We start from the raw sequence: 24,922 nt of genomic DNA, 5'->3' as shown, positions 1-24,922 counted from the left end.
GTACGTTCGCTCGGCGCCGCTGCGGCGCAGCCGGATTCAGCCCAGGCGGGCGCGCATCAGGTAGACGTTGTAACTGTCCCACTCCGACACGGTGAAGTACAGGTCCGTGCCGTCGGACCAGGGGTGCATGAAGCCGCCGTAGGCTTTCGGGTAGTCGGCCGTCCGTACCAGCGGTGTGGCATCGGACCAGTGGCCCTGAGGTGAATCCGATTCGCGCAGCACGATGTTGCCGGCGATCGGGTCCAGGTAGCTCATCTGCCAGCGGCCCCGCGCGGCGTCGAACCGCACCGACAGTTCGCTTGCCGCTCCGTCGGCGAGCGGGGTGGCGAGCTGCTCGAAGACCGGCATCCAGCGGTCGTGTACCCAGTACTGGTACGCGGAAGGGTTGAGCACGCCGTCGACCGGCACGCGGGCCAGGCCCACCGATCCGATGCGGCCGTTCGGAGTGCCGAACATGTAGACGTGGTCGCCGTGCGGCACCATCGTCGCCACCTGGAACCGGCCCAGTCCGAACACGTTGTCCCAGCGGGCATGTGGATCCTTCACCCATGTCTGTCCGTGGTCGTCGGAGTAGGCGATGCCGCCGTGGTTCGTGTACCACATGCCCGGCACGACGCTCCACCGTCGCACGGACATGTAACTCAGGTACTGGCGGTCGCCGATCGCGAAGCCGGAGGTGGGGATGACGGTGGTCTCGAAGTTCTTCACATGCCGCGCATCGAGGATCTCCGCGGCGTGGCACGGGCTGTCCTGCACCATCGCGTCGATGGTGAGGCCGTCCGACAGGTCCGCATCGCGGCTGAACGCCAGGACGTTGCTGCGCCAGTCGCCGCCGGCCCCGCCCGGCGGGGACCATTGCGCACCGAAGGTGTCGCCGAAGGCGAGGGCCACCTCGCCGGGGCGCGTCTCCCACACGATGCCGAGATCGGTGCCGTGCACGGCCCAGCGCGCGTCGGTGCGATTCTCCGAGCCGGGACCGGTGAGCTGGGAAACCAGTTCGACGTCGCCGACGACGGGCGCGGGCGGACGGGGGGTGACCGTGCCCGGCCCGAACGGCGGATTCTCCCGGGGCGGGGCCGGCGGGACGGGTGCCCCCGGCGGGCCGGGCACGGGGATCGGGATCGTCTCCGGCTGCGGATCGAGTTCGACGCGCGGCAGGAAACTCGAGGATCCGCTCGAGCCGGCGGACCCACTCGAGCCACTCGAGAGGGCATCGGGAGCGTCCGGCGCGAGACCCGGATCCGGGCACGGGTCGGCGCACGGATCGGCGGGTAACGGCTCCTGCGGCACGCGGGTGTCGTCGGGTTCCGGTCCGGGGACCGGGACCGGGACGATCTCGGGGTACGGCAGGGGAATCTTCACGACGGGCGGGATGTCGATCCGCGGCAGCTGCGGCGCGCCGGGGTCCGGCGGCTCCACGGCCGGGTCGAAGCCCTGTTCCCCGCACGAGTTGACCGGCGGGGCGGCCGATGCGTGGCCGGGCACCGCGAGCAGCGGCAGAGCCAACGAGACCAGGGCGAGCGCCGACAGCGGTGTGCGGTGCCTGCGTGCCATGGCGTTCTCCTCCGGGATGCTCGGGAAAATGCCCCGCGAACCTAACAAATCCGGCGCCCGAAACCGTGGAGACTCACATGCGCAGGCGGCGAACCGCCGTCGCCGCGACGAGCCCGCCGGCATACACCGCCACTCCGGCGAGCGCGAGCACCGGGCTGCGGCCGTCCGGCGCGACGACCAGGGCGGCCGCGACGATCGCCGCGAGAAATGCCATGTTGAACACGGTGTCCTGCAGGGCGAACACCTGTCCGCGCCGGGCGTCGTCGATCTCGATCTGCATCGCGGCGTCCCCGGTGAGCTTGACGGTCTGACCGGCGAGACCCAGCAGGAACGCGGCGGCGAGCAGTGCCGTCTCGTCGAACCCGGTGACCAGGACGAGCTGGACGATGCCCGCACACGCCAGTGCCGTGACGACGGTGCGGGGCCGGCCGAGGCGGGGGATGACGAGCGGGGCGGCGACCGCCGCGACGAGCATCCCGGCGGCGGTGGCTCCGACGGCGACACCGAACCCGACGAGCCCGCCCGGCAGTGTGGCACCGTCGGCGTCGCGCAGCACCAGCACCATGACGAGCGTGTCGATGCCGAAGACGATGCGGTGCGCGCCGATGCCGATCATCGCGACGGTGACGCCCGGCGCCTCCCACACCGCCGTGGCGCCGGTGTGCAGGCCGGCGGCGACGGCGCGGATCGGGTGACGCTGCACGGCCCGGTCGGGACCGAGCGCGTGACGGGCGAAGCCGCCGGCGGCGAGCGCGGCGATCACGGATCCACTGACGCCGAGCGCCACGGCCACCCCGGAACCGAAGTCGCCCTCCCCCACGAGACCGATCGTGGTGACCGCGACGCCGGCCCCGACCGCGGAGATTCCCGAGCCCACCGTGGCGAGCACGGAATTGACCGGCACCAGCCATGATTGACGCACCACATGCGGGACGGACGCCGAGACCCCGGCGAGCACGAAGCGACTGACACCGACGGCGGCGAGGGCGAGCAGCAGCAGTGGGGTGGAACCGCCACCGGTGAGCAGCAGCGCCGACATCGCGAGGATGAGCACGCCGCGCAGGGCGTTGGCGACGACCAGCACCAGGCGACGGTCCCACCGGTCGAGCAGGGCGCCGGCGAACGGTCCGACCACCGAGTACGGCAGCAGCAGCACCGCGAATCCGGCCGCTATCGCGGCGGGATCGGTCTGGCGCTCGGGATTGAACAGGATCGCCCCACCGAGCGCCGCCTGGAACAGCCCGTCGCCGAACTGACTGGCGAAGCGGACGGTCGTCAGGCGGGCCAGTCCGGGCGACCGGCGCAGCGCCGTCGCTGTGGAGCGCCACGCCTGCCGCCTCGACTCCCGCACAGTGTCCGACACTATCCGTCCGGCGCGGGTCGTCTCGCTGCGACGGTTCTGCCTCCCCCGCCACGTCCCCCGGCCTACCCTCGGCGCAACCGGCAACTTCCGGAAGAGGGGACCCACCGCCATGTGCCGACTGTTCGGGCTGACCGCCGCGCCGCACCGGGTACACGCCACGTTCTGGCTGCTCGACGCGTCCGATTCGCTGGCCCGGCAGAGCCGGCGCGAACCCGACGGCACCGGTCTCGGAACGTTCGCCGACGACGGCCGCCCGGTGGTGGAGAAGCAACCGCTGGCGGCGTACGAGGACCGCGCGTTCGCCACCGAGGCGAAGGAGCGGCGTTCCCAGACGTTCGTCGCGCACATCCGGTTCGCCTCGACCGGGGGTCTCGACGTGGGCAACACGCATCCGTTCGAGCAGCGCGGGCGGCTGTTCGCCCACAACGGTGTCCTCGGCGACCTGCCGCGGCTCGAGGCCGAACTCGGCCCGTACCGCGATCTCGTGGCGGGCGAGACGGACTCGGAGCGGTTCTTCGCGCTCGTCACCCGCCGCATCGACGAGCACGGCGGCGACGTCGGTGCCGGCCTGACGGCCGCGGTTCGGTGGGCCGCCGAAAATCTGCCCGTCTACGCATTGAACGTGGTCCTGACGACCGCGACGGAGCTGTGGGCGCTGCGGTATCCGGACACCCACGACCTGTTCGTCCTCGAGCGTCCCGCCGGTGGCCCGCACGGAGGCCGCCACCTCGAGCATGCCAGCGAGGCCGGCACGGTCCGCGTGCGTTCGGGCCACCTGGCGCGCCAACCGGCGGTCGTGGTCGCCAGCGAGCGCATGGACGAGGATCCGGGTTGGTCGGACCTGCGCAGCGGGGAGTTGCTGCACGTCGACGGCGAACTCCGGGTGACCCGCACCGTCGTCGTCGACGAGCCCCCGCGGCACCCGATCACCCTTGCGGACCTCGACGAGCGGGCGGCCGCGTCCCAGACCGGGAAGTGAGCTTCACTGCTCGCGCCACCACTGCACCGTCGCGGCCGCGGCCTCGGGCAGCGGCGTCGGGCGCAGGCCGAGGAGTTCCTCGCTGTACGTGGAGTCCATGACGAACGGATCGGTGAACTGGTAGAGCATCTCGGCCAGTTCGCGGGCGTCGCGGTTCACCAGTGCGGCGGCACGCAGCAGCCAGGTGGGGATCGTGCCCACCTTCGGAGCCGGCATCTGCGCCGCGGCGGCGAACGCGGCGACGAGTTCGCGCTGGGTGCCGGCCGGGCCGGTGGGGGCGTGCAGGACGCGGTTCCACGCCGCCGGATTCGACGCGGCCGCGATCATGGCGGCCGCCAGGTCCGGCACGTAGGTGAACGAGTGCGGGACGTCGGGTGAGCCGAGTACGCGGGGGCTGCGCCCGGCCAGGACGGTCGGCACCATCCGCTCGCCCGCGTGGGCGTTGCGGGCGTGGGGTCCGAAGAAGTCGGACGCGACCACGCTGACGGTCGGGGTGTCGCTCTCGGCACGGCGGTCCAGCAACCGGGCCCGTACCCCCCGCTTGCCGGTGGTGCTCGCGCGCGGCGACGCCTCGGTCATGACCCGTTCGGGTTCGCTGTACGAGTACAGGCTCTCGGGGAAGACCACGACTGCGCCCGTGCGCCCGGCCGCCTCGAGAACGGTGTGCTCCGCGTCCGGCAGTTCGCGTTCCCAGGTGTCGGCGCGGTAGGCGGAGCCGTGGATGCAGTGGTACACGGCCCCGGCGCCCTCGAGGGCGGGACCGAGCCGGGCGGGATCGGAGACGTCGACCCGGCGGCGCTCGACGAGCGGATGTTCCGGACCACTGCCGGACCGGGTGAGGACGCGGACGCGGTGGCCCCGGTCGGCGAGTTGTTCGGCGACGGTCCAGCCGACGGGACCGGCGCCGGTGACGACCTGCAGATTCGACATGGTGTCCAGCTCCTTCGAAGTGTGAGCACTGCTCTCTGTTCGGGGACAACAATGCGCGCCGCGGCGAGGAAAGTCAAGAGCAGTGCTCACTTTTGTTGACAGTGCTCACGAATCTGGCAGGGTGAAAGCCATGACCGGAACCCCCCGCGCCCGCGCCCGCCGGCAGACGATGGCCGACATCCTGCGGATCGGCCGCGAACATCTCGCCACCCACGGCGCCGCCGCCCTGTCGTTGCGCGCCGTCGCCCGCGACCTCGGCGTCGTCTCCTCGGCGGTGTACCGCTACGTCGCGAGCCGCGACGAACTGCTCACCCTCCTCGTCGTCGACGGCTACACCGAACTCGCCGACACCGTCGACGACGCGCTCGCCGACGTCGCCGTCGACGCCCACGCCGAGCAGTTCCGCGTCCTCGGCCGCGCGGTGCGGACCTGGGCGCTACGCGAACCCGCGCGCTACGCCCTGTTGTTCGGCAGTCCGGTTCCCGGGTACCACGCTCCCGCAGAGCAGACCACGGGCCCGGGCACCCGCGTCGTCGTCCGGCTCCTCCGTATCCTCGACGCCGCGTACGCCGCCGGCGCCCTCCGCGTCCCGGCCACCGTCGCCGTGCCGGACAGCCTCACCACCGATCTCGGCCGGATCCGCGCCGCACTCGGTTCCGGTGTCCCCGACGCGGCCCTGGCCCGCGGTGTGCTGGTCTGGGCTGCCCTGTTCGGGGCCGTGAACTTCGAGGTCTTCGGCCAGTACGGCACCGACTCCTTCACCGACCCCGAGCAGTTGTTCGACCATCACCTCGCGGTACTCGCCGAGACCGCCGGTCTCTCCTGAACGTCTCCCCGCCTTGCCGCCACGCCGCGTCGGCGACGGTGGGATGATGTCGGGGTGGCGCAGCATCAGGACGAACCCGAGGACCGCACGGCACCGGCGACACCGGCCGTCCGACCCGGAACGCTGCTCGTGTCGGCCACCGACCTCGTCGAGCCGACCTTCCGGCGCACAGTCGTCTACATCGTCGAGCACGGGGACGTGGGCAGTCTCGGCGTGGTGCTCAACCGCACCAGCGACACCGCGGTCCAAGCCGTGTTGCCGCAGTGGACGGAGCTCAGCGCCGCACCCAAGGCGCTCTACGTCGGCGGTCCCGTCCGGCGGGACTCTGCTCTGTGCCTGGGTACGCTGCGCGTCGGCGTCTCGGTCGACGGGGTGCCGGGGGTGCGCCGGATCGACGGGCGGGTGGTCATGATCGACCTCGACTCCGATCCGGCCGTCATCGCCCCGCTCGTCGAAGGCATCCGCATCTTCGCCGGCTACGCCGGGTGGAGCGCCGGGCAGCTCGACGGCGAGCTCGGCAACGACGACTGGATGGTCATCTCCGCCCTCCCCCAGGACATCCTCGGGCCGCCCCGGCTCGACCTGTGGGCGCGGGTGCTGCGCCGGCAGCCGCTGCCGCTCGCGCTGCTGGCCACCCACCCCATCGAGGTCGAACGGAACTGAACGCCCCAGGGCTCGGTGCGCGAAGTGAGGGCCCGGTGCGCGAAGTGAGGGCCCGGTGCGCGAAGTGAGGGCCCGGTGCGCGAAGTGAGAGCTCAGTGCGCGAAGTGCTGCTCGCTGGAGTGCCGGAGCGGACCCTCCTTGCGCAATTCGGTACACACCCGTTCGATGTCGGCGAACAGCTGTCGCGCGAGGTCGGCACTGAACCCCTCCCGGACCACGATCCGCAGCACCGCAACCTCCTCGGCGTCGGCCGGCATGGTGTACGCGGGCACCTGCCAGCCGCCCGCCCGCAGCTCGTGCGAGATGTCGAATACGGTGAACCCCGGATCGCCGGTCAGCTCGAATGCGATCACCGGGATGGCGGTACCGTCGGAGATCACGCGCATTCCCTCCAGCCCGGCGAGCTGCTCGGCCAGGCGGCTGGCGGTGGAGCGCAGCGTCTCCATCACCCGGCGATACCCGTCGCGGCCGAGCCGCAGGAAGTTGTAGTACTGGCCGACGATCTGGTTTCCCGGCCGCGAGAAGTTCAGGGTGAAGGTGGGCATGTCGCCGCCGAGATAGTTGACCCGGAAGACCAGTTCCTCGGGCAGGTGTTCCTTGTCGCGCCACACCACGAATCCGATGCCCGGATAGGTCAGTCCGTACTTGTGGCCGCTGACGTTGATCGATACCACGCGCGGCACCCGGAAGTCCCACTTCAGTTTCGGCTGCAGGAACGGCACGACGAAGCCCCCACTGGCCGCATCCACGTGCAGCGGCACGTCGGGACCTCCCGAGGCGGCCACGTCGTCGAGCGTGGCGGCGATCTCGGCGACCGGCTCGAGCTCGCCGGTGTACGTCGTGCCGAGGATCGCGACCACCCCGATCGTGTTCTCGTCCACCGCCTCTCGCACCTGCTCCGGGGTGACGACGTACCGTCCGGGTTCCATCGGCAGATACTTCGCCTCCACGTCGAAGTAGCGGCAGAACTTCTCCCACACCACCTGAACGTTGCTGCCCAGCACCAGGTTCGGGCGTGCTGTGTTCTGTCCCGCGGCCTGCCGCCGGGCCCGCCAGCGCCATTTGAGCGCCAGCCCGGCGAGCATCACCGCCTCGCTCGAGCCGATCGTGGACACGCCCGTCGCCGTACCCGGGTCGACGTCGGACAGGCCCGGCGCGTGGAACAGCTCGGCGACCATCGCCACGCAGCGCTCCTCCATCGCCGACGTCGCCGGATACTCGTCCTTGTCGATGAGGTTCTTGTCGAACGTCTCGGCCATGAGCACGCCGGCCTGCGGCTCCATCCACGTGGTGACGAATGTGGCGAGGTTCAGCCGCGAACTGCCGTCGAGCATCAGTTCGTCGTGGATGTACCGGTACGCCTCCGCCGGGTCCATCGAGTGCGCCGGCAACCGTAGCGCCGGAACCGGCTCGCTGTCGAGGCGTCCGGTGTACGCCGGTGCGAGGACTCCGTCCGGGTGCAACCGCTTCCGATGGCTCACGTCGGCCTCCGTACTCGTCGGCTATCGCTGTACTCGTCGGCAATCGCTCCCATTAGACCGGATCGGCCGCGGACTCGCGGCGTGTTCGGGAAGCGGCATCCGCCGACGGTCGGTCAGCGACGGTCGGCGAGCGCGTTCAGCGCGCCGGCCATGCGTTCCGCCTGCGCCGTGGTGACGGTGAACTCCTGCCCGCCGGCGACGGTGAGCACCAGCGCGGGACCCGTGATCGTGACGAGGCCGTACCGGCCCCGCCCCTTGGTGCGCAGTCCCCACCCACCCCAGTCCTGGAAGGGACGCACGTGCGCGACCCGCGCGCCGACGATCTCGTCGAGGTCGTAGTCCACCGCCGTCATTCCCAGGTTCTGCACCCGCACGCCCGCGCCGTCGACGACGACGCGGAAGCGCAGCAGGCTCAGCACGAGCGCGGCGACCGGCAGGAAGATCGCCAGTGGCCACCAGCTGCGCGCCGCGCCGCACACGACGACGGCAGGTGCCACCACCAGCGCCGCAAGCGCCACAGTGGTGCGCGTCCCGGTACCGACCTGCTCGACGATCGGCAGCTCGACCGGCCCCCGCGGCAGCGCCGGATCCGGGCGGCCGGTTGCCGGCCGCCGGACCCGGTGATCCCGCAACCGGGACGCGCCGAGCACCCCGGCGGCGCCGCCGAGTGCGACGCCCGCGCCGATACTCCACATCGGCAGCCGTGCCTGTTCGGCCGGGGTGTCCAGTTGGCTCGCGAGCACCGTCGCACCCAGGGTGGACAGCAGGCCGGTCACGCCGAGACCGAGCACCAGCATGTAGCGGCGCATCAGCAGCATCGCGGGGGCCAGCGCCGCGATCGCGCTGCAGCCGCCGCCGATCAGCAGGATCGCCAGCGCCATCGTCCACGAGAACGAGACCGGGTCCGTGAATCCGTCCGGTGCGGACCCGGACCAGTGCGTCGCGATCCGCGGGGGCAGCTGCGATTCCCACACCCGGGTCAGCAGCAGTGTCGCCGCGGCGGCGACGAGGGGCAGGCCCAGTCCGAACAGGGCCCCGGCGGGGTCGATCACGCGGCGGGTGGTCACGGCCCCAGCGTAGGAAACGGCGTCGTCGACCACCCCCACGAACGGGGGATTGAGGGCTGGTGCCCGGGGCTGCAGGCTCGTAGAGAGAACTCGAGCACGACAGGATCGAGGCCGACATGACCACCACCAAGTCCACTGCCCTGACCGACGACGACATGGACGTGATGACGCTGCTGCACGCGGCGTTCCGGCGCGACGTCGGACGCCTGGCGAACGTGGCACAGACCTACGGCACCGAGACCGACGAGGTCCACGATGCGCTGCTGGTCGGCTGGCACGGTTTCAGCCGGGAACTGCACCACCATCACCGGATCGAGGACACGCACATCTGGCCGCTGATGCGCCGCAAGCTCGCCGACCGGCCGGACGATCTCGCGGTGCTCGACGACATGGAGGCCGAGCACTCTCTCATCGATCCGACGCTCGCCGCGCTCGAGGCGGCGTTCGACGATCGGGAGCACGGGCCGGAGCAGGTGCCTCATCGCATCGACGACCTCGTCGGACTGCTGCGGTCGCACCTCGCGCACGAGGAGCGCGACGCGTTTCCGCTCATCCGGGAGGTGATCACCGTCCCGGAATGGCGCGCGCTCTCCAAGGCCTCGGTGAAGGAACTTGCCTACAGCGACATCGCGCAGTTGGGGCCGTACGTCGTCGAGGGCGCCACCCCCGAGCAGGCGCGCCGGGTGCTGAGCGAATTGCCCGTGCCGCTGCGGCTCGTCCACCGCTTCTGGTGGAACCCGCGCTACCAGCGCGTGCGCCGCTGGGGGTGACGGCCGTCCCCGAGGCGCCGGCTTCAGTTCACCGGGGCCGGCTGCTGCGGTTGCTCGAAGAAGCCGTCGGCGCCGAGGGGGGTGCCCAGACGGGGCACGTACTCGGTGTGTGCGAGCTTGGCGACCAGGGTCGCGCGGCTGTTGACGCCGGTCTTGGCGAACACCGCCTTCAGATGGTCCTGCACGGTGTACGGGCTGATGCCCAGCGAGCGGGCGATCTCGTGACGGGTCTTGCCGGCGAGGAGCAAGGCGAGAACCTCGGATTCACGCCGCGTCAGTCCGTGTGCCGCCGCCACCAGGGTGACGATCTCGGGTAGCTGCGCCCGTTCCACGGTCATCAGCACCCGCCGGGGCGGATGCTCGCTGTCGAATCGTCCGACGCGGATCACGAGCCATTCCCCGTCGAGGGTACGGGCCCGCAGGACGGTGGCATCCGCCCCCGAGCGCCGCAGCCACAATGCTGCAGACACCGCGGGCGCACCGGTCTCGGGATTGCCGCGCGGGCCCCAGCCGAGTCGTTCGAAGTACTCGAGGGCGGAAGCGGTGACCGACTCGAACTCGTCGTCGGGTCCGACGATCGCCACCGCCGGGCCGTCCGGGCCCGGGGCCGGGACATGCGCGCTGCTACGGAACAACGTGGTGCGCAACCCTTCTCCGATGTCGACGAGGACAGCGCCCAGAGTGTCGAGTTCCTCGTCGGCGAACTCAGAACCCGGCCGCCTGGCCATCGTGCACGCGCCCCAGCACGCGCCGTCGCGACCGCGGAAGAGCATGCGGACTTCGTCGTGCAGGCCGCTCGGCGCGAGCAGGTCGGCGTAGTGGCGGCTGCTCGTCACATGGTCGCCCGTCACCTCCCGGAGGGTGCGGATGGGGACCGCCCGCCCCACCAGCGAGCCGAAGCGGCTCGGCTCCGGATCGGGACCGTACTCGAGTTCCAGGGCCGTCGCGTACACCCGCGGTGTCTCGTAGCCGCGAGTCGTCAGCGCGGTGGGGATCAGCACGGCGGGATCGATGGTGGCCAGGCAGACACCGTCGTAGGGCACCCGGGCGCGGATCGCGTCCAGGACGACCTCCCGGAACTCGGTCGAGTCCGTCGCCGCGGCGGCCGCATCGCGGATCGTGGATCTCAATCGGGCGCCGGCCAGTGCCGGGGTCACCCTGTCAGTATCGCGCCCGAACGCGCGCTCGGGAACCCTCCCGCAGATCCTTGCGCTCGGGCGGTGGCCTTGCTCAGGCGGTCGGCTCGCAGGCGCCGCGCAGGCTGCACGCCCCGCACGACGTGCCGCAGCCGGCGGTCTCGGCCGGCACGCTGGCGGCCGCGACGCGGGCACCGATGGAACCGCCGACACCGGCGGTGAAGAAGGCGGCGATACCGGCGCCCACGACGGCGATCAGGCCCGGGACAGTGTCGAGCGTGAGCGCGCCCACGCCGCCGAGGACGAGCAGGCCCGCCGCACCGAGCTGGCTGGGAGCGGCGACCTTGTTGGCCAGGGCGAACGTCTTATCGTCGCGCAGGGCCTCCGCAGTACGCACACCCGCCCAGCGGTTGCGCGGCAGCCGTCCGGTCAGACCCGCGGCGGCGACCCCGGCGACGACGAGAGCGAGCACGAACAGTACGAGGGCGACGATCAACACCCCTCGAGGATACGTGGGAGACGCAGCCGCTGGTCGGGCCGGGGCAGGCCACGCTCTACCCTGGTCGGAGGTAACCGACGTCAGCCAAGTAGATAGCGACCACCGTGACTCGTCCTGTGCAGCCCTCCACCTCGTCGTCCGACGCCACCCCGCAGCACCGATACACCGCCGATCTCGCCGGCCGGATCGAGCAGCGGTGGCAGGATCAGTGGCGCGAGCGTGGCACGTTCAACGCGCCGAACCCGGTCGGTCCGCTCGCCGGCGACGTCCCCGACGACAAGCTGTTCGTGCAGGACATGTTCCCCTACCCCTCGGGGTCCGGCCTGCACGTCGGGCATCCGCTCGGTTACATCGCCACCGACGTCTACGCCCGGTACCACCGCATGCTGGGCCACAACGTCCTGCACACGCTCGGCTACGACGCGTTCGGACTGCCGGCCGAGCAGTACGCGGTGCAGACCGGCACGCACCCGCGCACCACGACCGAGGCCAACATCGAGAACATGCAGCGGCAGCTGCGCCGGCTGGGGCTGGGCCACGACGAGCGCCGCTCGGTCGCGACGACGGACGTCGAGTTCTACCACTGGACCCAGTGGATCTTCCTGACCATCTACAACGCCTGGTACGACCCGGAGCAGAACCGGGCGCGCCGCATCGACGAGCTCGCCGCCGAGCTCGACGCCGGCACCCGCACGCTCGCGGACGGACGCGACTGGTCGTCGCTGTCGAAGGCCGAGCGGCTCGCCGCCCTCGACGAGTACCGGCTGGTGTACCGCTCGGACTCCCTCGTCAACTGGTGCCCGGGTCTGGGCACGGTGCTGGCCAACGAGGAGGTCACCGCCGACGGCCGCTCCGAGCGCGGCAACTTCCCGGTGTTCCGCAAGCACCTGCAGCAGTGGATGATGCGGATCACCGCCTACTCCGACCGGCTCATCGACGACCTCGAGTACCTGGACTGGCCCGAGAAGGTCAAGACCATGCAGCGCAACTGGATCGGGCGCTCGCACGGGGCGCAGGTGAAGTTCGCGGTGCGGGGCGCGGGCGATGCAAAGACCGGCCACGACATCGAGGTGTTCACCACCCGCCCCGACACCCTGTTCGGTGCCACCTACGTCACGCTGGCGCCCGAGCACGCGCTCGTCGACGAGATCGTCGCCGGTGCGTGGCCGGAGGGGGTCGACGAGCGCTGGACCGGTGGCGCTGCCACCCCGGCAGAGGCCGTCGCCGGCTACCGGGCATCCATCGCCGCGAAGTCGGATCTCGAGCGGCAGGAGAGCAAGGAGAAGACCGGCGTCTTCCTCGGCGCCTACGCCGTCAACCCGGTCAACGGGCAGTCGCTGCCGGTGTTCATCGCGGACTACGTGCTCACCGGGTACGGCACGGGCGCGATCATGGCCGTGCCCGGTCACGATCAGCGCGACTGGGAGTTCGCCACCGAGTTCGGTCTGCCGATCGTGGAAGTGATTGCGGGCGGTGACATCTCGCAAGAGGCGTACACCGGCGACGGAACCCTCGTGAACTCCGGTGAGCTGAACGGGCTGAGCGTCGCGGACGCGAAGAAGGCGATCATCGCGACGCTCGAGGAGTCCGGCGCGGGCACCGGCACCATCCAGTACAAGCTGCGGGACTGGCTGTTCGCGCGGCAGCGGTACTGGGGCGAGCCGTTCCCCGTCGTCTACGACGCCGACGGCAATCCGCACGCCCTGCCGGAATCGGCTCTGCCGGTGGAACTTCCGGACGTCGAGGACTACGCGCCGGTGTCGTTCGATCCCGAGGACGCGAGCTCGGAGCCGTCGCCGCCGCTGGCCAAGGCCGAGGAGTGGGTGAACGTCGAGCTCGACCTCGGTGACGGGCTGCAGCACTACACGCGCGACACCAACGTGATGCCGCAGTGGGCCGGCAGCTCGTGGTACCAGCTCCGCTACATCGATCCGACGAACAGCGACGAGTTCTGCGCCAAGGAGAACGAGGCGTACTGGACCGGTCCGCGTCCGCAGATCCACGGTCCGCACGACCCCGGCGGCGTCGACCTGTACGTCGGCGGTGTCGAGCACGCCGTGCTGCACCTGCTCTACGCGCGGTTCTGGCACAAGGTGCTGTTCGACCTCGGCTACGTCACGTCGTCCGAGCCGTACCGGCGTCTGTTCAACCAGGGCTACATCCAGGCGTACGCCTACACCGATTCGCGTGGCGTGTACGTGCCCGCCGAGGAGGTCGAGGAGCGCGACGGGAAGTTCCTCTACCAGGGCGAGGAAGTGCACCGCGAGTACGGCAAGATGGGCAAGTCCCTGAAGAACTCCGTCGGGCCGGACCAGATCTGCGACGACTACGGCGCCGACACGCTGCGGGTGTACGAGATGTCGATGGGCCCGCTGGACCAGTCCCGGCCGTGGGCGACCAAGGACGTCGTCGGCGCGCAGCGGTTCCTGCAGCGGGTGTGGCGAGCCGCGATCGACGAGGAGACCGGCACGCTGCGGGTCACCGACGCCGAGCCGACCGACGAGACCCTGCGCGCCCTCAACAAGGCGATCGCGGGTGTGTCCGACGACTACGCGGGCCTGCGCGACAACACTGCCATCGCCAAGCTGATCGAGTACACCAACCACCTCACCACGGCGTACCCGGACGGTGCGCCGCGGACGGCGGTGGAACCGCTCGTGCTCATGCTGGCGCCCGTCGCCCCGCACCTCGCCGAGGAACTGTGGTCCCGGCTCGGGCACACCGAGTCGCTCGCGCACGGCCCCTTCCCCGTCGCGGACGAGAAGTGGCTCGTCGAGGACACGGTCGAGTACCCGATCCAGGTCAACGGCAAGGTGCGCAGCCGCATCACCGTGCCGGCGGACGCGGCTCGGGAGGCGATCGAGGCCGCCGCCCTCGCGGACGAGAAGATCACCACTCTCCTCGAGGGCGCGGCGCCCCGGAAGGTGATCGTCGTGCCGGGCAAGATGGTGAACGTGGTGCGCTGACGCGCCGTGACGCGGTGCGCTGACGCGCTGTGACATGGTGTCCTTCCGGATCACCTCCGATCCGGAAGGACACCACGCACGAAATCGACCACGTCGTCGAGCACCTCGTCGCGGTTGGTCTCGTTGAAGATCTCGTGCCGCGCACCGGGATACACCTTCGACGTCGACCGCGGTCCGGCAAACGTGGCCCAGCCCTCGCGGCTGCCCGCGATCGGGACGAGCAGGTCGTCCTCGCCGTGCAGCCACAGCACGGGCACGTCGCCGACAGCACCGGCGGCGGTGATCGCGTCGAGACAGTACTGCAGCGCCTCGACGGTCGGCCGCTTGAACGGACCGTGCCACACGAGCGGATCCGCCACGTACGCGCGGCCCACCTCCGGATCGCGTGACAGCGTCGACGGGTCGAGGGGGGCGTCCGGGATCTCCTCCGCCGCGAGCATCGCTTCGAGCGCGGGCCAGCGGCCCAGCACCGGGCCGGACAGGACCACCGCGGCGAGTTCGGAGCCGTAGCGCTGCGCGTACCGGGCGGCGATCATCCCGCCCATCGAGTGCCCGACGAGCACCACGGGCAGGCCGGGATGCTCGCTGCGGGCTTTGGCGTGGAGCAGGCGGAAGTCGTCGACGACCCTCTCGAAATCCTCGATCAGGACGCGTTCGCCGTCGCTGAGCCCGTGCCCTGCATGGTCGACGGCGTAGACCACGGCACCGTCGGCGACCAGCCGGGTGGCCACGTACTCGTAGCGACCGGCGTGCTCGCCGTAGCCGTGGCACAGCAGCACGACGTACCGCGGGTGGTCGTGGTACCAGCACCGGGCGTCCAGGGTGCCGGCGTGCCCGGGCAGGGGGAAGGTGGTGGTCTCGCTCATCGAGGCTCCTCGTGGTGTGGCCGTGTGCCAGGACAGCCAAGCACTACCGGCGGCTCCGGCGCGGTATCCGCGCCGGGTGTCGGGCCTCGACGCCGGACGCTGTGACCGGGTCGGCCTCGCACGCGGGAACTCGTCCGCGGCCCGGTTCGTCGTATTCTGTGACAGGAATTCGTCGTCTATCGCAGAGAGAGCCATGAGACGCGCCAAGCGCAAACCTCGAAGACCCTCCCCGCCCCCGAGTGACGGCCCGCCCGTCACCGCTCATCGGAGCCGACCGTGCTGACCGCCCTCGGTATCGCACTCGGCATCCTCGTGGTCCTGGCCATCACGGCCCTGACCGGCTATTTCGTGGCCCAGGAATTCGCCTACATGGCGGTGGACCGGTCCCGGCTCAAGGCGCGTGCCGAAGCCGGTGACACTGCCGCTGCCCGCGCCCTGTCGGTCACCCGCCGCACCTCCTTCATGCTCTCCGGCGCTCAGCTGGGCATCACGGTCACCGGCCTGCTCGTCGGCTACGTCGCCGAACCGCTCATCGGCAGCGGCCTCGGCGAACTCCTCGGCGGTGTCGGGATCCCCACCGCAGTCGGAGTGGCGGTTGGCACGGTGCTGGCGGTGCTGTTCTCGACCGTGGTGCAGATGGTGTTCGGTGAGCTGTTCCCGAAGAACCTGGCCATCGCCCGGCCCGAGCCGGTCGCGCGGTGGCTGGCGCTGTCGACCACGCTGTATCTGAAACTGTTCGGCTGGCTGATCAAGTTGTTCGACGCCTCGTCGAACCTGCTGCTGCGCGCGCTGCGGATCGAACCGGTGCACGACGTGGAGCACTCGGCCACCGTCCGCGACCTCGAGCACATCGTGGCCGAATCCCGGGAGGCCGGCGAGCTGCCCAAGGAGTTGTCGACGCTGCTCGACCGGATCCTCGACTTCCCGACCCGCACCGCCGAGCACGCCATGATCCCGCGGGCGCGGGTGGACTACGTCCGGGCCGGGGAGCCGATCACGCAGGTGCTGACACGGATGAGCGCGGGGCACACCCGGTACCCGGTGGTCGGTGAGTCCGCCGACGATCTGCGCGGGGTCGTGCACCTGCACGATCTGCTCGCACGCGACACCTCGGCCGGGACGGCCGAGGTGGTGTGCCGGCCCGCGGTGATCGTGCCCACCACCCTGCCGCTGCCGGACGTGCTGGCCCGGCTCACCGAGGGGCACGAGGAGATGGCCCTGGTGGTCGACGAGTACGGCGGCTTCGCCGGCATCGTCACCGTCGAGGACATGGCCGAGGAACTCGTCGGGGAGATCGCCGACGAACACGACACCGCCGTCGAGACGCAGGTGATCACCCGTCAGGGTGAGGGTTGGGTGATCCGCGGCGACGTGCACCTCGACGAGGTCGCCCGCACCCTCGGCCACGAGCTGCCGGAGGGCGACTTCGAGACCCTCGCCGGGCTGGTTATCGCCGAGTTCGGCGGCCTGCCCGCCGTCGGCGACACCGTCGCGATCCCGCTCGAACCCGATCCGGCGGAGCTGGTGCACGGGAACTCGCCCCCGACGCGGACCCTGCTCGCGGAGGTCCGTGGGATCGACCGGCACGTGCCGGCGTCGGTGCTGGTGACCGTACGGACCGATCACGAGGTGAGCGACGATGAGTAACCCCTGGATCGTGCTCGCGGTGACGGTCGGCCTGATCGCGGCGAGTGCCTTCTTCGTCGCGGTGGAGTTCGCGCTCATCGCCGCGCGCCGGCACCGCCTCGAGGACGCCGCCCCGCACAGCCGCTCGGCCCGCGCGGCGTTGCGCAGCGCCTCGGAACTGTCGGTCCTGCTCGCCGGGTCCCAGCTCGGCATCACCGTGTGCACCCTGGCCCTCGGCGCGGTGACCAAGCCCGCCGTGCACCATTGGCTCACCCCGGCCTTCGAGAACTGGGGTGCGCCGCTGTGGCTGGCGGACGTCGCCGGGTTCGTCCTGGCGCTGATCATCGTGACGTTCCTGCATCTGGTGGTCGGCGAGATGGCCCCGAAGTCCTGGGCGATCGCGCACCCGGAGAAGTCGGCGACCCTGCTCGCGCTTCCGATGCGGGCGTTCATGTGGGTCACCCGCCCGGTGATCGTGCAGCTCAACCACCTGGCCAACTGGTGCCTGCGGCGGGTCGGGGTCGTCCCGGTCGACCAGGTCGGTACCGGACAGGACCCGGACGCGTTGCGGCACCTGGTCGAGCACTCGGCCACCGTGGGCACCCTCGACGAGCGCTACCACGGCCACCTGACCAGCGCCCTCGAACTCGAGGCGCTGACCGTCGGCGACATCGTCCGCCCCAACGCCCGCCCGAGCAGTGTCCGGCCCGACGCGGACGCCGCGCAGATCCAGGACACCGCCCGGCGCACCGGGCACCTGCGCCTGCTCGTGCGCGGCAACGGACATGTGGACGGGGTGGTGCACGTGCGGGACAGTCTGCACGCCGCGGCGGGGATCACCGCCGCCGAGTTGATGCGCCCGGCGCTGACGCTCGAGGCGACGGTTCCGGTGTACGAGGCGCTGCGCACCATGCGCGAGACCCGCAACCACCTGGCCACCGTCACCGACGACGGACAGGTGGTCGGGTTGATCACCCTCGCCGACGTCCTCGAACGGCTGCTGCCGACCGTCGACGCGGGGGCCTGAGCCGTTCCGGGCCCCTGAGCCGTTCCGGGCCCCTGAGCCGTTCCGGGCCCACAGCCGCGAGGCAGCGGCGCACGCCGGGCATTCCCAGTCCCGGCGTGCGCTGCTAACCTCCATTGCTAGAACGCGTTCTAGCAATGGAGGTTTCCGCATGGCCCCCACTCCCGCCGCGATCCGCGCCACCGTCGAGTCCTACATCCGGTCGGTGGCGAAAGGGACCACCGACGAGGTGCTCGCCCTCTACGCTCCCGGAGCCACGGTCGAGGACCCGGTGGGCACCGACGTGCGCACCACCGAGGAGTCCCTGCGCGAGTTCTACGCGATGATCGAGCCGCTCACCCAGACCGGCGAGCTGCTCACCCTGAAGATCGCCGGCGGCAACGTCGCCTTTCTCTTCCGGCTGACCACGCATCTCGGCGAGCAGGACCTCGTCATGGAGGTCGTCGATGTCATGACGTTCGACGACGACGCCCGGATCACCAGCATGAAGGCCTACTGGAGCCAGGAGGACATGCAGACCGTCCCCGCCTCCTGAGCTGTTTCACGTGGAACATCCGCCCCTAGGCGCGGCCGGTGTCCGAATAGTCGGGGCTCTCCTAGACTGGAAGTCGTATTTCGCGTCTTCCCGATGAGGTGACACGACATGGCCGACGGTCCCGGGTGGCCGCCATGACCGCGCTCGCCGACATCCTCCTGGTCCTGGTGTTCGTCCTGATCGGCGGCGTCTTCGCCGGCACCGAGCTGGCCCTCGTGTCTCTGCGGGAGAGCCAGATCCGTGCGCTCGAGGAGCGGGGCCGGCGGGGTCGCCGGACGGCCGAGCTGGCGAAGAACCCCAACCGCTTCCTGTCCGCGGTGCAGATCGGCGTCACCGTGGCCGGGTTCTTCTCCGCCGCCTACGGTGCCTCCACTATCGCCCCCGATCTCGTCCCGACGCTCGAATCGTGGGGGCTGCCCGCCGCAGCGGCGAGCGCCGTCGCCTTGACGGGCACCACGCTGGTGATCGCCTACCTCTCCCTGGTCCTCGGTGAACTCGTCCCCAAGCGCATCGCTCTGCAACGGTCCACCGGGGTGTCGTTGCTGACCGCACCGGCCCTGGACCGGTTCGCCACCCTGATGCGACCGGTGATCTGGCTGTTGTCGGTCTCCACGGACGGGCTCGTCCGGCTGCTCGGAGCCGATCCGGCGCGCCGGACCGAGGAGATCACCCACGAGGAGTTGCGCGATCTGTTGCTCAGTCATTCGGCGGTGCCGGAGGACGAGCGCACGGTGCTCGCCGAGGTGTTCGACGCCGGACAGCGATCGCTGCTCGAGGTGATGCGCCCGCGCACCGAGGTCGACTTCCTGCCCGCCGACACCCCGCTCCCGGCGGCGTGCGAACAGGCACTGGCAGGCGCGCACAGCCGGTATCCGGTCGTCGGCACGTCGCTCGACGACGTCGTGGGCTTCGTGCACCTGCGTGACCTGCTGCTCGCCGATCCGGCGACCGCCCCGACCGTCGCCGACGTGTGCCGGCCCATCCTCTCGCTGCCCGCCTCCAAACCGGCGCTCGCGACACTGTCGCTGATGCGACACACCAACGACCAGATCGTCCAAGTCGTCGACGAGTACGGCGGCACCGCCGGAATCGCGACACTCGAAGACATCGTCGAGGAGATCGTCGGCGAGATCGGCGACGAATTCGAACCCACCCAGCAGGCTGCGCCCCCGTCCGCGCCGGCGCAGGCCGGCACGCAGCAGGTGGACGGTCTGCTGATCGTCGAGGACTTCGAACGCGCCACCGGGATCGGGCTGCCGAAGGGCCCCTACGAGACCGTCGCGGGGTGCGTGGTCCACCGTCTCCAGCGGCTGCCACGACTCGGCGACAGCATCACCCTCGACGGTCACCGTCTCACCGTGAGCGAACTGGACGGCCACAGGATCGCCCGCGTGCGCCTGACGTCCGACGGCTGAAGCCGACCGAAAGCACCCGAGGCGCGGAGGGGTTCCGCCTACCATGGGCGGGTGGCCGCCGGCACCGCTGCGCGCGGATTCGGGATGGTACTCGCGCTGACTGCGCTCGCCGTGGGGGGATGCTCCACGGACGGTCCGTCGCGGACCGAGCTGGTTCGCCTGGACCTGGCGACCTCGCGGGGCGAGCATCCGTGGAGCGGTCTGCTCCTGCCGGATCAGGTGCCGGTCGCCGTTCCACCGGCACCGCAGGCCGAGCTTCCCGTGCCCGACGGTGGCCCGGTGACGGTGTCCGGGGACCGGACCGGGCTCTACGGCGGCAGCCTCGAACGTGAGCTGTGCGACCGGGAGCGGCTCGCCGGCACGCTCGAGCAGGACCCGGTCAAGCGGGAGGCCTGGCTCGACGTGTTCGACATCGCCGACGCCCGCGGATACCTGCGCACCCTGACACCGGTGCTGCTGCGGGCGGACACCCGGGTCACCGATCACGAGTACCGCGAGGGACGTGCGGTGCCCGTGCAGTCGGTCCTCGAGACCGGAACCGTCGTGCTGGTCGACGACCGGGGAGTGCCCCGCGTGCGATGTGCGCCGGGCAGTCCCCTGCTCTCCCCCGTTCTGTCCTCGGGTCAGGAGATCGAAGGGGAACGCTGGTCCGGCCTCGACGAGGAGCGGTTGTTCGTCGTGCAGCCGGGAGCCGTGCCGGTCGGCGAACTGACCGTCGTCGACGTCACCACCGGGAATCTGCTGGCGGTGCCCATCGGTGCCGGTCCCAAGCAGCCGGCGCCCGGGGCTGCCGACCCGCTACCGCCGCCCGCACCGGAACCGGCACCCGTACCGCCGGCGCCGGACGCGGAGATCGCAGCGCCCGCGCCGCGGGCACCGGCGCCGCCACCGCCTCCACCGCCGCCTCCACCGCCGCCTCCACCGCCGCCACCCCCACCACCTCCCCCACCGCCTGCGCCGGAGCCACCTCCTCCGGCACCGGCCCCTGCCCCGGTACCGGCCCCTGCCCCACCGCCGCCACCCCAGATCCGAATCCAGTTGCCGAACGGGGCGCCGGTCGTGATTCCACTGCCGTTCTGACGCCGACCCTGTCGTTCCGGCGCCGACGGCGCGGCCGCTGTCGTTCCTGCGCCGACGGCTAGCGGGGCCGCAGTACGATCTCGGTCGGGTGCGCGTCCGACGGGGTCCGAACGGCCTGCCCCACCGCCAGTGCCACGGTCGACGCCTTCAGGAAGCGCTCCGGCTCGTAGCTTCGGCCCTCGCTCGCAACGATCGCACGCTGCATGTCGGTGTCGATCCGGCCCGGATGCACCGACGTCACCCGCAGCGCCGGCTCCTCCTGCCGCAGAACGTCGGCGAAGGCCCGCAACGCGAACTTGCTGGCGGCGTATGCGCCCCAGCCGGCCTTCGCGTTCAGCCCGGCCCCCGAATTGAGCAGCACGACATGGCCTTTCGCAGCCCGCAGCGCCGGCAGGAGCAGCCGCGTCAGCTCCACCACCGCCACCACGTTCGCCTCGAACATCTCCCGCCACTGCGCGATTCCGCCGTCGGCGATCGTCCCGAGTTCGGCGAGCCCCGCGTTGTGCACCAGCACGTCCAACCGGTCGATTCCCGAGCAGGCCGCAGCCACCGCCTCGTGGTCGAGCAGGTCGACCGGCCACGGGGCCGCCTGCGGAAGCTCCGCGCAGATCGCCCGGAGCGACTCCGCGCGGCGGCCGCCGAGCAGCAGGTCGTGACTGGGGGCGAGTTCCCGGGCGATGGCGGCGCCGACGCCGCGGCTGCCACCGGTGATCAGGGCTGAAGGTCGCATGCGACGACCCTAGGCGAGGATCCCCGCCGACGCCTCGCCCGCGGTCGCCGTCACGCGCGGAGGGCGCGGAAAATGCATCTCCACAAGTGCTTTCGGACGAGACAGCACATACTCACGCAGGACGTTGCGCACCCGGGTGCGCAGCCGGCAGTCGCACTCCGCGATCACCCCGGCCATGTCGATCCCCGCCCGCCTCCCCAGCGCGACGGCCCGCGGCAGATGGAATCCCTGGGTGGCGATCACCGCCGTCGTCACCCCGTAGACCTGCGCGGCGCGCAGGCAGGTGTCGTACGTGTCGAGCCCGTACGGGTCGGTGGCGATGACTTCCCGTCCCACGCCGTGCGCCACCAGATAACCGGTCATCGCCGCGATCTCGTCCCCGGAGCGGCCTGCCGCGTCGCCCGAGACGAGTACGCGGCACGCGCGGCCGTCCGCGAGCAGCGCGACAGCCACGTCGAGGCGTCCGCGCAGCATCGCCATGGGCCATCCGTTCCGGACGCGGGCACCCGGCACGATCACCACCGGCGCGCTCGGCGCATCGGCGACGGTGTACAACCGCCCGGCCGCGGGCGTCGCGACCCGGGCCGCGACGCCGGCCAGTACCAGCGTCCCGCCGGCCACCCCCATCGCGGTTCCGGTCAGTGTCCGTCGCCACCTCGCATTTGTGCGCATGCGCCCCACGCTACGGACCACCGTGGCCAGAATGGACGCATGGACCCGGTGGACGCCCTGCGGGAGGTCGCGTTCTGGCTCGAACGCGACCGCGCCGAGAGCTACCGCGTGAAGGCGTACCGCCACGCCGCCGACATCGTCGCCCGGCTCGACCCGGACCAACGTGCCGCGCGGCGCCGGGCGGACAGCTGGACGGCCCTGCCCGGAATCGGGCCGAAGACCGCCACCGTGATCCGCGAATCCTTCGACGGCGTCCCCGCCTACCTGCGGCAACTGCGCGAGGAGGCCGAGCCGATCGGCCGCGGCGGCGCGGGCCTGCTCGAGGCTCTGCAGGGCGATCTCCACGTGCACTCGGACTGGTCGGACGGCGGCAGCCCGATCGCCGAGATGATGCGGACCGCCGCAGCGCTCGGACGCCGGTACTGCGCGCTGACCGACCACTCACCCCGGCTGAAGGTGGCCAACGGTCTCACCGCCGAGCGGCTGCGCAACCAGCTGGGAGTCGTCGCCGATCTCAATCGGGTCTTCGCCGACAGCGGCAGCTCCTTCCGCATTCTCACCGGGATCGAGGTGGACATCCTCGACGACGGCACGCTCGACCAGGACGAGGGACTGTTGGCCGAACTCGACGTCGTGGTGGCCAGCGTGCACTCGAATCTGCGGGCCGACCGGTCGATCCTGACGAAGCGGATGCTGAAGGCGGTGCAGAATCCGCACGTCGACGTGCTCGGGCACTGCACGGGCCGGCTGGTGCAGGGCGGTCGCGGCACCCGCCCGGAGTCGCGTTTCGACGCCGAGGCGGTGTTCTCGGCGTGCCGCGATCACGGCACGGCGGTGGAGATCAACGCCCGCCCCGAGCGGCAGGACCCGCCGGAGCGGCTGATCGACCTGGCGCTGAATCTCGGCTGCCGCTTCGCGATCGACACCGACGCGCACGCGCCCGGACAGCTGGACTGGATCGGGTACGGCTGTGAACGTGCCGCCGAACGCGGGGTGGAACCCGAGGACGTGGTCAACGCCTGGCCGGTCGAGGACCTGCTCGCCTGGACCGCGGGCCGGTCCCGGTGACGAGGTCAGCCGGCCGCGACTTCGCCGCCCGGGCGGCACTCGGCGTCGAGGAGGACGCGGGCGTCGGCGGCGAACCGGCGGACCTGCGCGTCGGTCCACACCTGGGCGGGCACGCCGCCGCCGAGCAGTTCGCGGGCGAGTGCCGGTGACTCGCCGAGCGGTGCGTCGCTACCGGCGATGACGATGTTGCCGTAGCGCCGGCCCTTGAGCATCGCGGGATCGGCGATGATCGCGGTGTGCGCGAAGACGCTGCCGATGGTGGCTGCTTCCCGCCGGGCGGTGGTCAGATCCCGGGTGTCACCGCAGTTGACGACGTAGACACCGCCCGCATCGAGGACCCGGCGGGCGTGCCGGGTGAACTCGACGGTGGTCAGCGCGACGGGCGTGCGGTTGATCGCGAAGACGTCGCGGATGATCACGTCGCGGGTCGCGTCGGTCAGGGAGGTCAGGACCGCGCGGGCCTCCCCCACCCGAATCCGCAGCAGCGGGGCGCGGGGCAGGTCGAACCAGTCCCGCACCAATTCGGCGAGCCGGCCGTCGATCTCGACCACCACCTGCCGCGCGTCCGGGTAGGTGGCGGCGAGGTAGCGGGCCATCGTGCAGGCTCCGCCGCCGAGGTGCAGGACCCGCAGCCGTTCGTCGCGCGGCCGTTGCGACTCGAGCAGGTGAGCGATCCACCGCATGTACTCGAACTCGAGCAGCGTGGGATCGGTGAGATCGATATGGGAGCTGGGCACGCCGTTGACCTCGAGCACCCAGCCGTCGGGCCGGTACCGATCCTTGACGAGTTCACAGGTGCCGGTGTCGATGTCGTGGATGCCCTCGGCCGGACCGCGACCGGACCCCGCCGCGGCCCGACGCTCCCGCTGCCTGCCCATGGGATCGAGGGTAGCCGGACCGCCGGGAACCGTCGGGGCCCGGCCGGCAGGTCCGGCTGACCGACTGTGCAGCTACGACCAGCGGGTCGGCACGATGGTTCTGCGGCTCGTAGCGCCGACCGCGACCGTTCCGACGGCCGCCGCGACGATCAGCAGCACGGCCGGGACCGGCGACAGCCACCACGGGGAGGCGAGCAGCACCGCCAGCACCAGCATCGCGACCAGCAGGGCCGTCGGGTCGGGCCGGGTACGGGTCTCGCCGAGCGTCGCGTACCGGCGGAACCGGCGTCCGTCCTCCATGTCAGCGCGTCCCCTCGAGCGCGCGGGCGGTCTGGGCGTGCGAACCCCAGCCTACGTGGGCCTCGGAGCGCATCTTCTCGCTCATGTGCGGGTAGTGCAGCTCGAACGCGGGCCGCTCGGAGCGGATGCGCGGCAGCTCGTAGAAGTTGTGCCGCGGCGGCGGGCAGCTCGTCGCCCACTCGAGGGAGTTGCCGTAGCCCCACGGGTCGTCGACGGTGACGACCTGCCCGTACCGGTAGCTCTTGAACACGTTCCACAGGAACGGCAGGGTCGAGGCGCCGAGCACGAAGGCACCGATGGTCGAGACGATGTTCAAGGTGGTGAACCCGTCCGACGGCAGGTAGTCGGCGTAGCGACGCGGCATGCCCTCGTTGCCCACCCAGTGCTGCACCAGGAACGTGGTGTGGAAACCGAGGAAGGTCAGCCAGAAGTGCCACTTGGCGAGGCGGTCGTCGAGCATGCGCCCGGTCATCTTCGGGAACCAGAAGTAGATG

Annotated in this window: 24 protein-coding genes; 11 read left to right on the top strand and 13 right to left on the bottom strand. The window is 71.1% G+C overall.

Features of this window, described 5'->3' with window-relative positions; translation table 11 throughout:
• Nucleotides 1–36 precede the first annotated feature (36 nt).
• Together QYS60_RS23535 and QYS60_RS23530 are read right to left on the bottom strand one after the other, a co-directional pair.
• Complete coding sequence (locus tag QYS60_RS23535; protein WP_371384423.1) at nucleotides 37–1,554, bottom strand: DUF4185 domain-containing protein; 1,518 nt, start codon at nucleotides 1,552–1,554, stop codon at nucleotides 37–39.
• A 73-nt stretch (nucleotides 1,555–1,627) separates the two neighbouring features.
• Complete coding sequence (locus QYS60_RS23530; RefSeq protein ID WP_371384422.1) at nucleotides 1,628–2,905, bottom strand: MFS transporter; 1,278 nt, start codon at nucleotides 2,903–2,905, stop codon at nucleotides 1,628–1,630.
• Nucleotides 2,906–3,026: 121 nt separating this feature from the next.
• On the opposite strand from QYS60_RS23530, the gene QYS60_RS23525 reads away from it, so the two are divergent.
• Nucleotides 3,027–3,896: a class II glutamine amidotransferase gene (locus tag QYS60_RS23525; RefSeq protein WP_003936677.1), complete on the top strand. Its 870-nt coding sequence runs from the start codon at nucleotides 3,027–3,029 to the stop codon at nucleotides 3,894–3,896.
• A gap of 3 nt (nucleotides 3,897–3,899) precedes the next feature.
• Here the strand turns inward: QYS60_RS23525 and QYS60_RS23520 are convergent, their stop codons facing one another.
• Nucleotides 3,900–4,826, bottom strand: coding sequence for an NAD-dependent epimerase/dehydratase family protein (locus QYS60_RS23520; RefSeq protein ID WP_371384421.1), 927 nt, complete (start codon nucleotides 4,824–4,826; stop codon nucleotides 3,900–3,902).
• 130 nt (nucleotides 4,827–4,956) lie between these two features.
• Between QYS60_RS23520 and QYS60_RS23515 the strand changes: the two genes are divergently transcribed.
• Both QYS60_RS23515 and QYS60_RS23510 read left to right on the top strand, forming a co-directional pair.
• Nucleotides 4,957–5,652 (top strand): TetR/AcrR family transcriptional regulator, encoded by a 696-nt coding sequence (locus tag QYS60_RS23515; protein ID WP_003936679.1) that lies wholly within the window; start codon nucleotides 4,957–4,959, stop codon nucleotides 5,650–5,652.
• Nucleotides 5,653–5,706: 54 nt separating this feature from the next.
• Complete coding sequence (locus QYS60_RS23510) at nucleotides 5,707–6,315, top strand: YqgE/AlgH family protein (RefSeq protein ID WP_289380673.1); 609 nt, start codon at nucleotides 5,707–5,709, stop codon at nucleotides 6,313–6,315.
• Between the two features lie 92 nt (nucleotides 6,316–6,407).
• On the opposite strand, the gene QYS60_RS23505 is transcribed toward QYS60_RS23510, so the two are convergent.
• Together QYS60_RS23505 and QYS60_RS23500 are read right to left on the bottom strand one after the other, a co-directional pair.
• Nucleotides 6,408–7,796: a glutamate decarboxylase gene (locus QYS60_RS23505; RefSeq protein ID WP_289380674.1), complete on the bottom strand. Its 1,389-nt coding sequence runs from the start codon at nucleotides 7,794–7,796 to the stop codon at nucleotides 6,408–6,410.
• A gap of 113 nt (nucleotides 7,797–7,909) precedes the next feature.
• Nucleotides 7,910–8,863 carry a DUF1648 domain-containing protein gene (locus QYS60_RS23500; protein ID WP_371384420.1) on the bottom strand — a complete coding sequence of 318 codons (954 nt, stop codon included), beginning with the start codon at nucleotides 8,861–8,863 and terminating at the stop codon, nucleotides 7,910–7,912.
• A 116-nt stretch (nucleotides 8,864–8,979) separates the two neighbouring features.
• Between QYS60_RS23500 and QYS60_RS23495 the strand changes: the two genes are divergently transcribed.
• The gene (locus QYS60_RS23495) at nucleotides 8,980–9,633 is read left to right on the top strand and encodes a hemerythrin domain-containing protein (RefSeq protein WP_119700236.1); all 654 of its coding nucleotides are present in this window, start codon (nucleotides 8,980–8,982) and stop codon (nucleotides 9,631–9,633) included.
• Nucleotides 9,634–9,656: 23 nt separating this feature from the next.
• Here the strand turns inward: QYS60_RS23495 and QYS60_RS23490 are convergent, their stop codons facing one another.
• Together QYS60_RS23490 and QYS60_RS23485 are read right to left on the bottom strand one after the other, a co-directional pair.
• Nucleotides 9,657–10,790, bottom strand: a complete 1,134-nt coding sequence (locus tag QYS60_RS23490; RefSeq protein WP_371384419.1) for a response regulator transcription factor — start codon at nucleotides 10,788–10,790, stop codon at nucleotides 9,657–9,659.
• Nucleotides 10,791–10,863: 73 nt separating this feature from the next.
• On the bottom strand, nucleotides 10,864–11,268 hold the full coding sequence (locus tag QYS60_RS23485; RefSeq protein ID WP_289381666.1) for an SdpI family protein: 405 nt from the start codon (nucleotides 11,266–11,268) through the stop codon (nucleotides 10,864–10,866).
• A 104-nt stretch (nucleotides 11,269–11,372) separates the two neighbouring features.
• On the opposite strand from QYS60_RS23485, the gene leuS reads away from it, so the two are divergent.
• Nucleotides 11,373–14,234 (top strand): leucine--tRNA ligase, encoded by a 2,862-nt coding sequence (gene leuS / locus QYS60_RS23480; RefSeq protein WP_371384418.1) that lies wholly within the window; start codon nucleotides 11,373–11,375, stop codon nucleotides 14,232–14,234.
• Between the two features lie 50 nt (nucleotides 14,235–14,284).
• Here the strand turns inward: leuS and QYS60_RS23475 are convergent, their stop codons facing one another.
• Nucleotides 14,285–15,100 carry a lysophospholipase gene (locus QYS60_RS23475; protein WP_371384417.1) on the bottom strand — a complete coding sequence of 272 codons (816 nt, stop codon included), beginning with the start codon at nucleotides 15,098–15,100 and terminating at the stop codon, nucleotides 14,285–14,287.
• Nucleotides 15,101–15,376: 276 nt separating this feature from the next.
• Here QYS60_RS23475 and QYS60_RS23470 point away from each other — a divergent pair, with 276 nt between their 5' ends.
• The 5 genes from QYS60_RS23470 to QYS60_RS23450 all read left to right on the top strand — a co-directional run bounded on the left by QYS60_RS23470 (nucleotide 15,377) and on the right by QYS60_RS23450 (nucleotide 20,780).
• The gene (locus QYS60_RS23470; protein ID WP_371384416.1) at nucleotides 15,377–16,747 is read left to right on the top strand and encodes a hemolysin family protein; all 1,371 of its coding nucleotides are present in this window, start codon (nucleotides 15,377–15,379) and stop codon (nucleotides 16,745–16,747) included.
• On the top strand, nucleotides 16,740–17,753 hold the full coding sequence (locus QYS60_RS23465) for a hemolysin family protein (protein ID WP_371384415.1): 1,014 nt from the start codon (nucleotides 16,740–16,742) through the stop codon (nucleotides 17,751–17,753). The genes QYS60_RS23470 and QYS60_RS23465 overlap by 8 nt, the downstream gene beginning before the upstream one ends.
• Nucleotides 17,754–17,901: 148 nt before the next feature.
• Nucleotides 17,902–18,285: a nuclear transport factor 2 family protein gene (locus QYS60_RS23460; RefSeq protein WP_371384414.1), complete on the top strand. Its 384-nt coding sequence runs from the start codon at nucleotides 17,902–17,904 to the stop codon at nucleotides 18,283–18,285.
• Nucleotides 18,286–18,419: 134 nt separating this feature from the next.
• On the top strand, nucleotides 18,420–19,700 hold the full coding sequence (locus QYS60_RS23455; RefSeq protein WP_371384413.1) for a hemolysin family protein: 1,281 nt from the start codon (nucleotides 18,420–18,422) through the stop codon (nucleotides 19,698–19,700).
• A 51-nt stretch (nucleotides 19,701–19,751) separates the two neighbouring features.
• The gene (locus QYS60_RS23450) at nucleotides 19,752–20,780 is read left to right on the top strand and encodes a DUF6777 domain-containing protein (RefSeq protein ID WP_371384412.1); all 1,029 of its coding nucleotides are present in this window, start codon (nucleotides 19,752–19,754) and stop codon (nucleotides 20,778–20,780) included.
• Between the two features lie 58 nt (nucleotides 20,781–20,838).
• Here QYS60_RS23450 and QYS60_RS23445 read toward each other — a convergent pair whose 3' ends face one another.
• The gene (locus QYS60_RS23445; RefSeq protein ID WP_003935021.1) at nucleotides 20,839–21,510 is read right to left on the bottom strand and encodes an SDR family oxidoreductase; all 672 of its coding nucleotides are present in this window, start codon (nucleotides 21,508–21,510) and stop codon (nucleotides 20,839–20,841) included.
• Nucleotides 21,511–21,519: 9 nt separating this feature from the next.
• Nucleotides 21,520–22,182 (bottom strand): vancomycin high temperature exclusion protein, encoded by a 663-nt coding sequence (locus QYS60_RS23440; protein ID WP_371384411.1) that lies wholly within the window; start codon nucleotides 22,180–22,182, stop codon nucleotides 21,520–21,522.
• Between the two features lie 39 nt (nucleotides 22,183–22,221).
• Here QYS60_RS23440 and QYS60_RS23435 point away from each other — a divergent pair, with 39 nt between their 5' ends.
• A complete protein-coding gene (locus QYS60_RS23435; RefSeq protein ID WP_371384410.1) occupies nucleotides 22,222–23,250 on the top strand; it encodes a PHP domain-containing protein in 1,029 nt (342 codons plus the stop codon).
• 5 nt (nucleotides 23,251–23,255) lie between these two features.
• On the opposite strand, the gene QYS60_RS23430 is transcribed toward QYS60_RS23435, so the two are convergent.
• From QYS60_RS23430 to QYS60_RS23420, 3 genes are all read right to left on the bottom strand, one after another.
• Nucleotides 23,256–24,128 carry a spermidine synthase gene (locus tag QYS60_RS23430; RefSeq protein WP_054370772.1) on the bottom strand — a complete coding sequence of 291 codons (873 nt, stop codon included), beginning with the start codon at nucleotides 24,126–24,128 and terminating at the stop codon, nucleotides 23,256–23,258.
• Between the two features lie 72 nt (nucleotides 24,129–24,200).
• Nucleotides 24,201–24,428, bottom strand: coding sequence for a hypothetical protein (locus QYS60_RS23425; RefSeq protein WP_289378520.1), 228 nt, complete (start codon nucleotides 24,426–24,428; stop codon nucleotides 24,201–24,203).
• Nucleotide 24,429: 1 nt separating this feature from the next.
• The coding region (locus QYS60_RS23420; RefSeq protein ID WP_371384409.1) for a cbb3-type cytochrome c oxidase subunit I at nucleotides 24,430–24,922 on the bottom strand (493 nt) is incomplete at its 5' end.

It is taken from the genome of Rhodococcus sp. GXMU-t2271 (assembly GCF_041414735.1).
GTDB classification, from domain to species: Bacteria; Actinomycetota; Actinomycetes; order Mycobacteriales; family Mycobacteriaceae; genus Rhodococcus; species Rhodococcus indonesiensis.
This window is presented reverse-complemented; position numbering and strand designations above follow the sequence as displayed.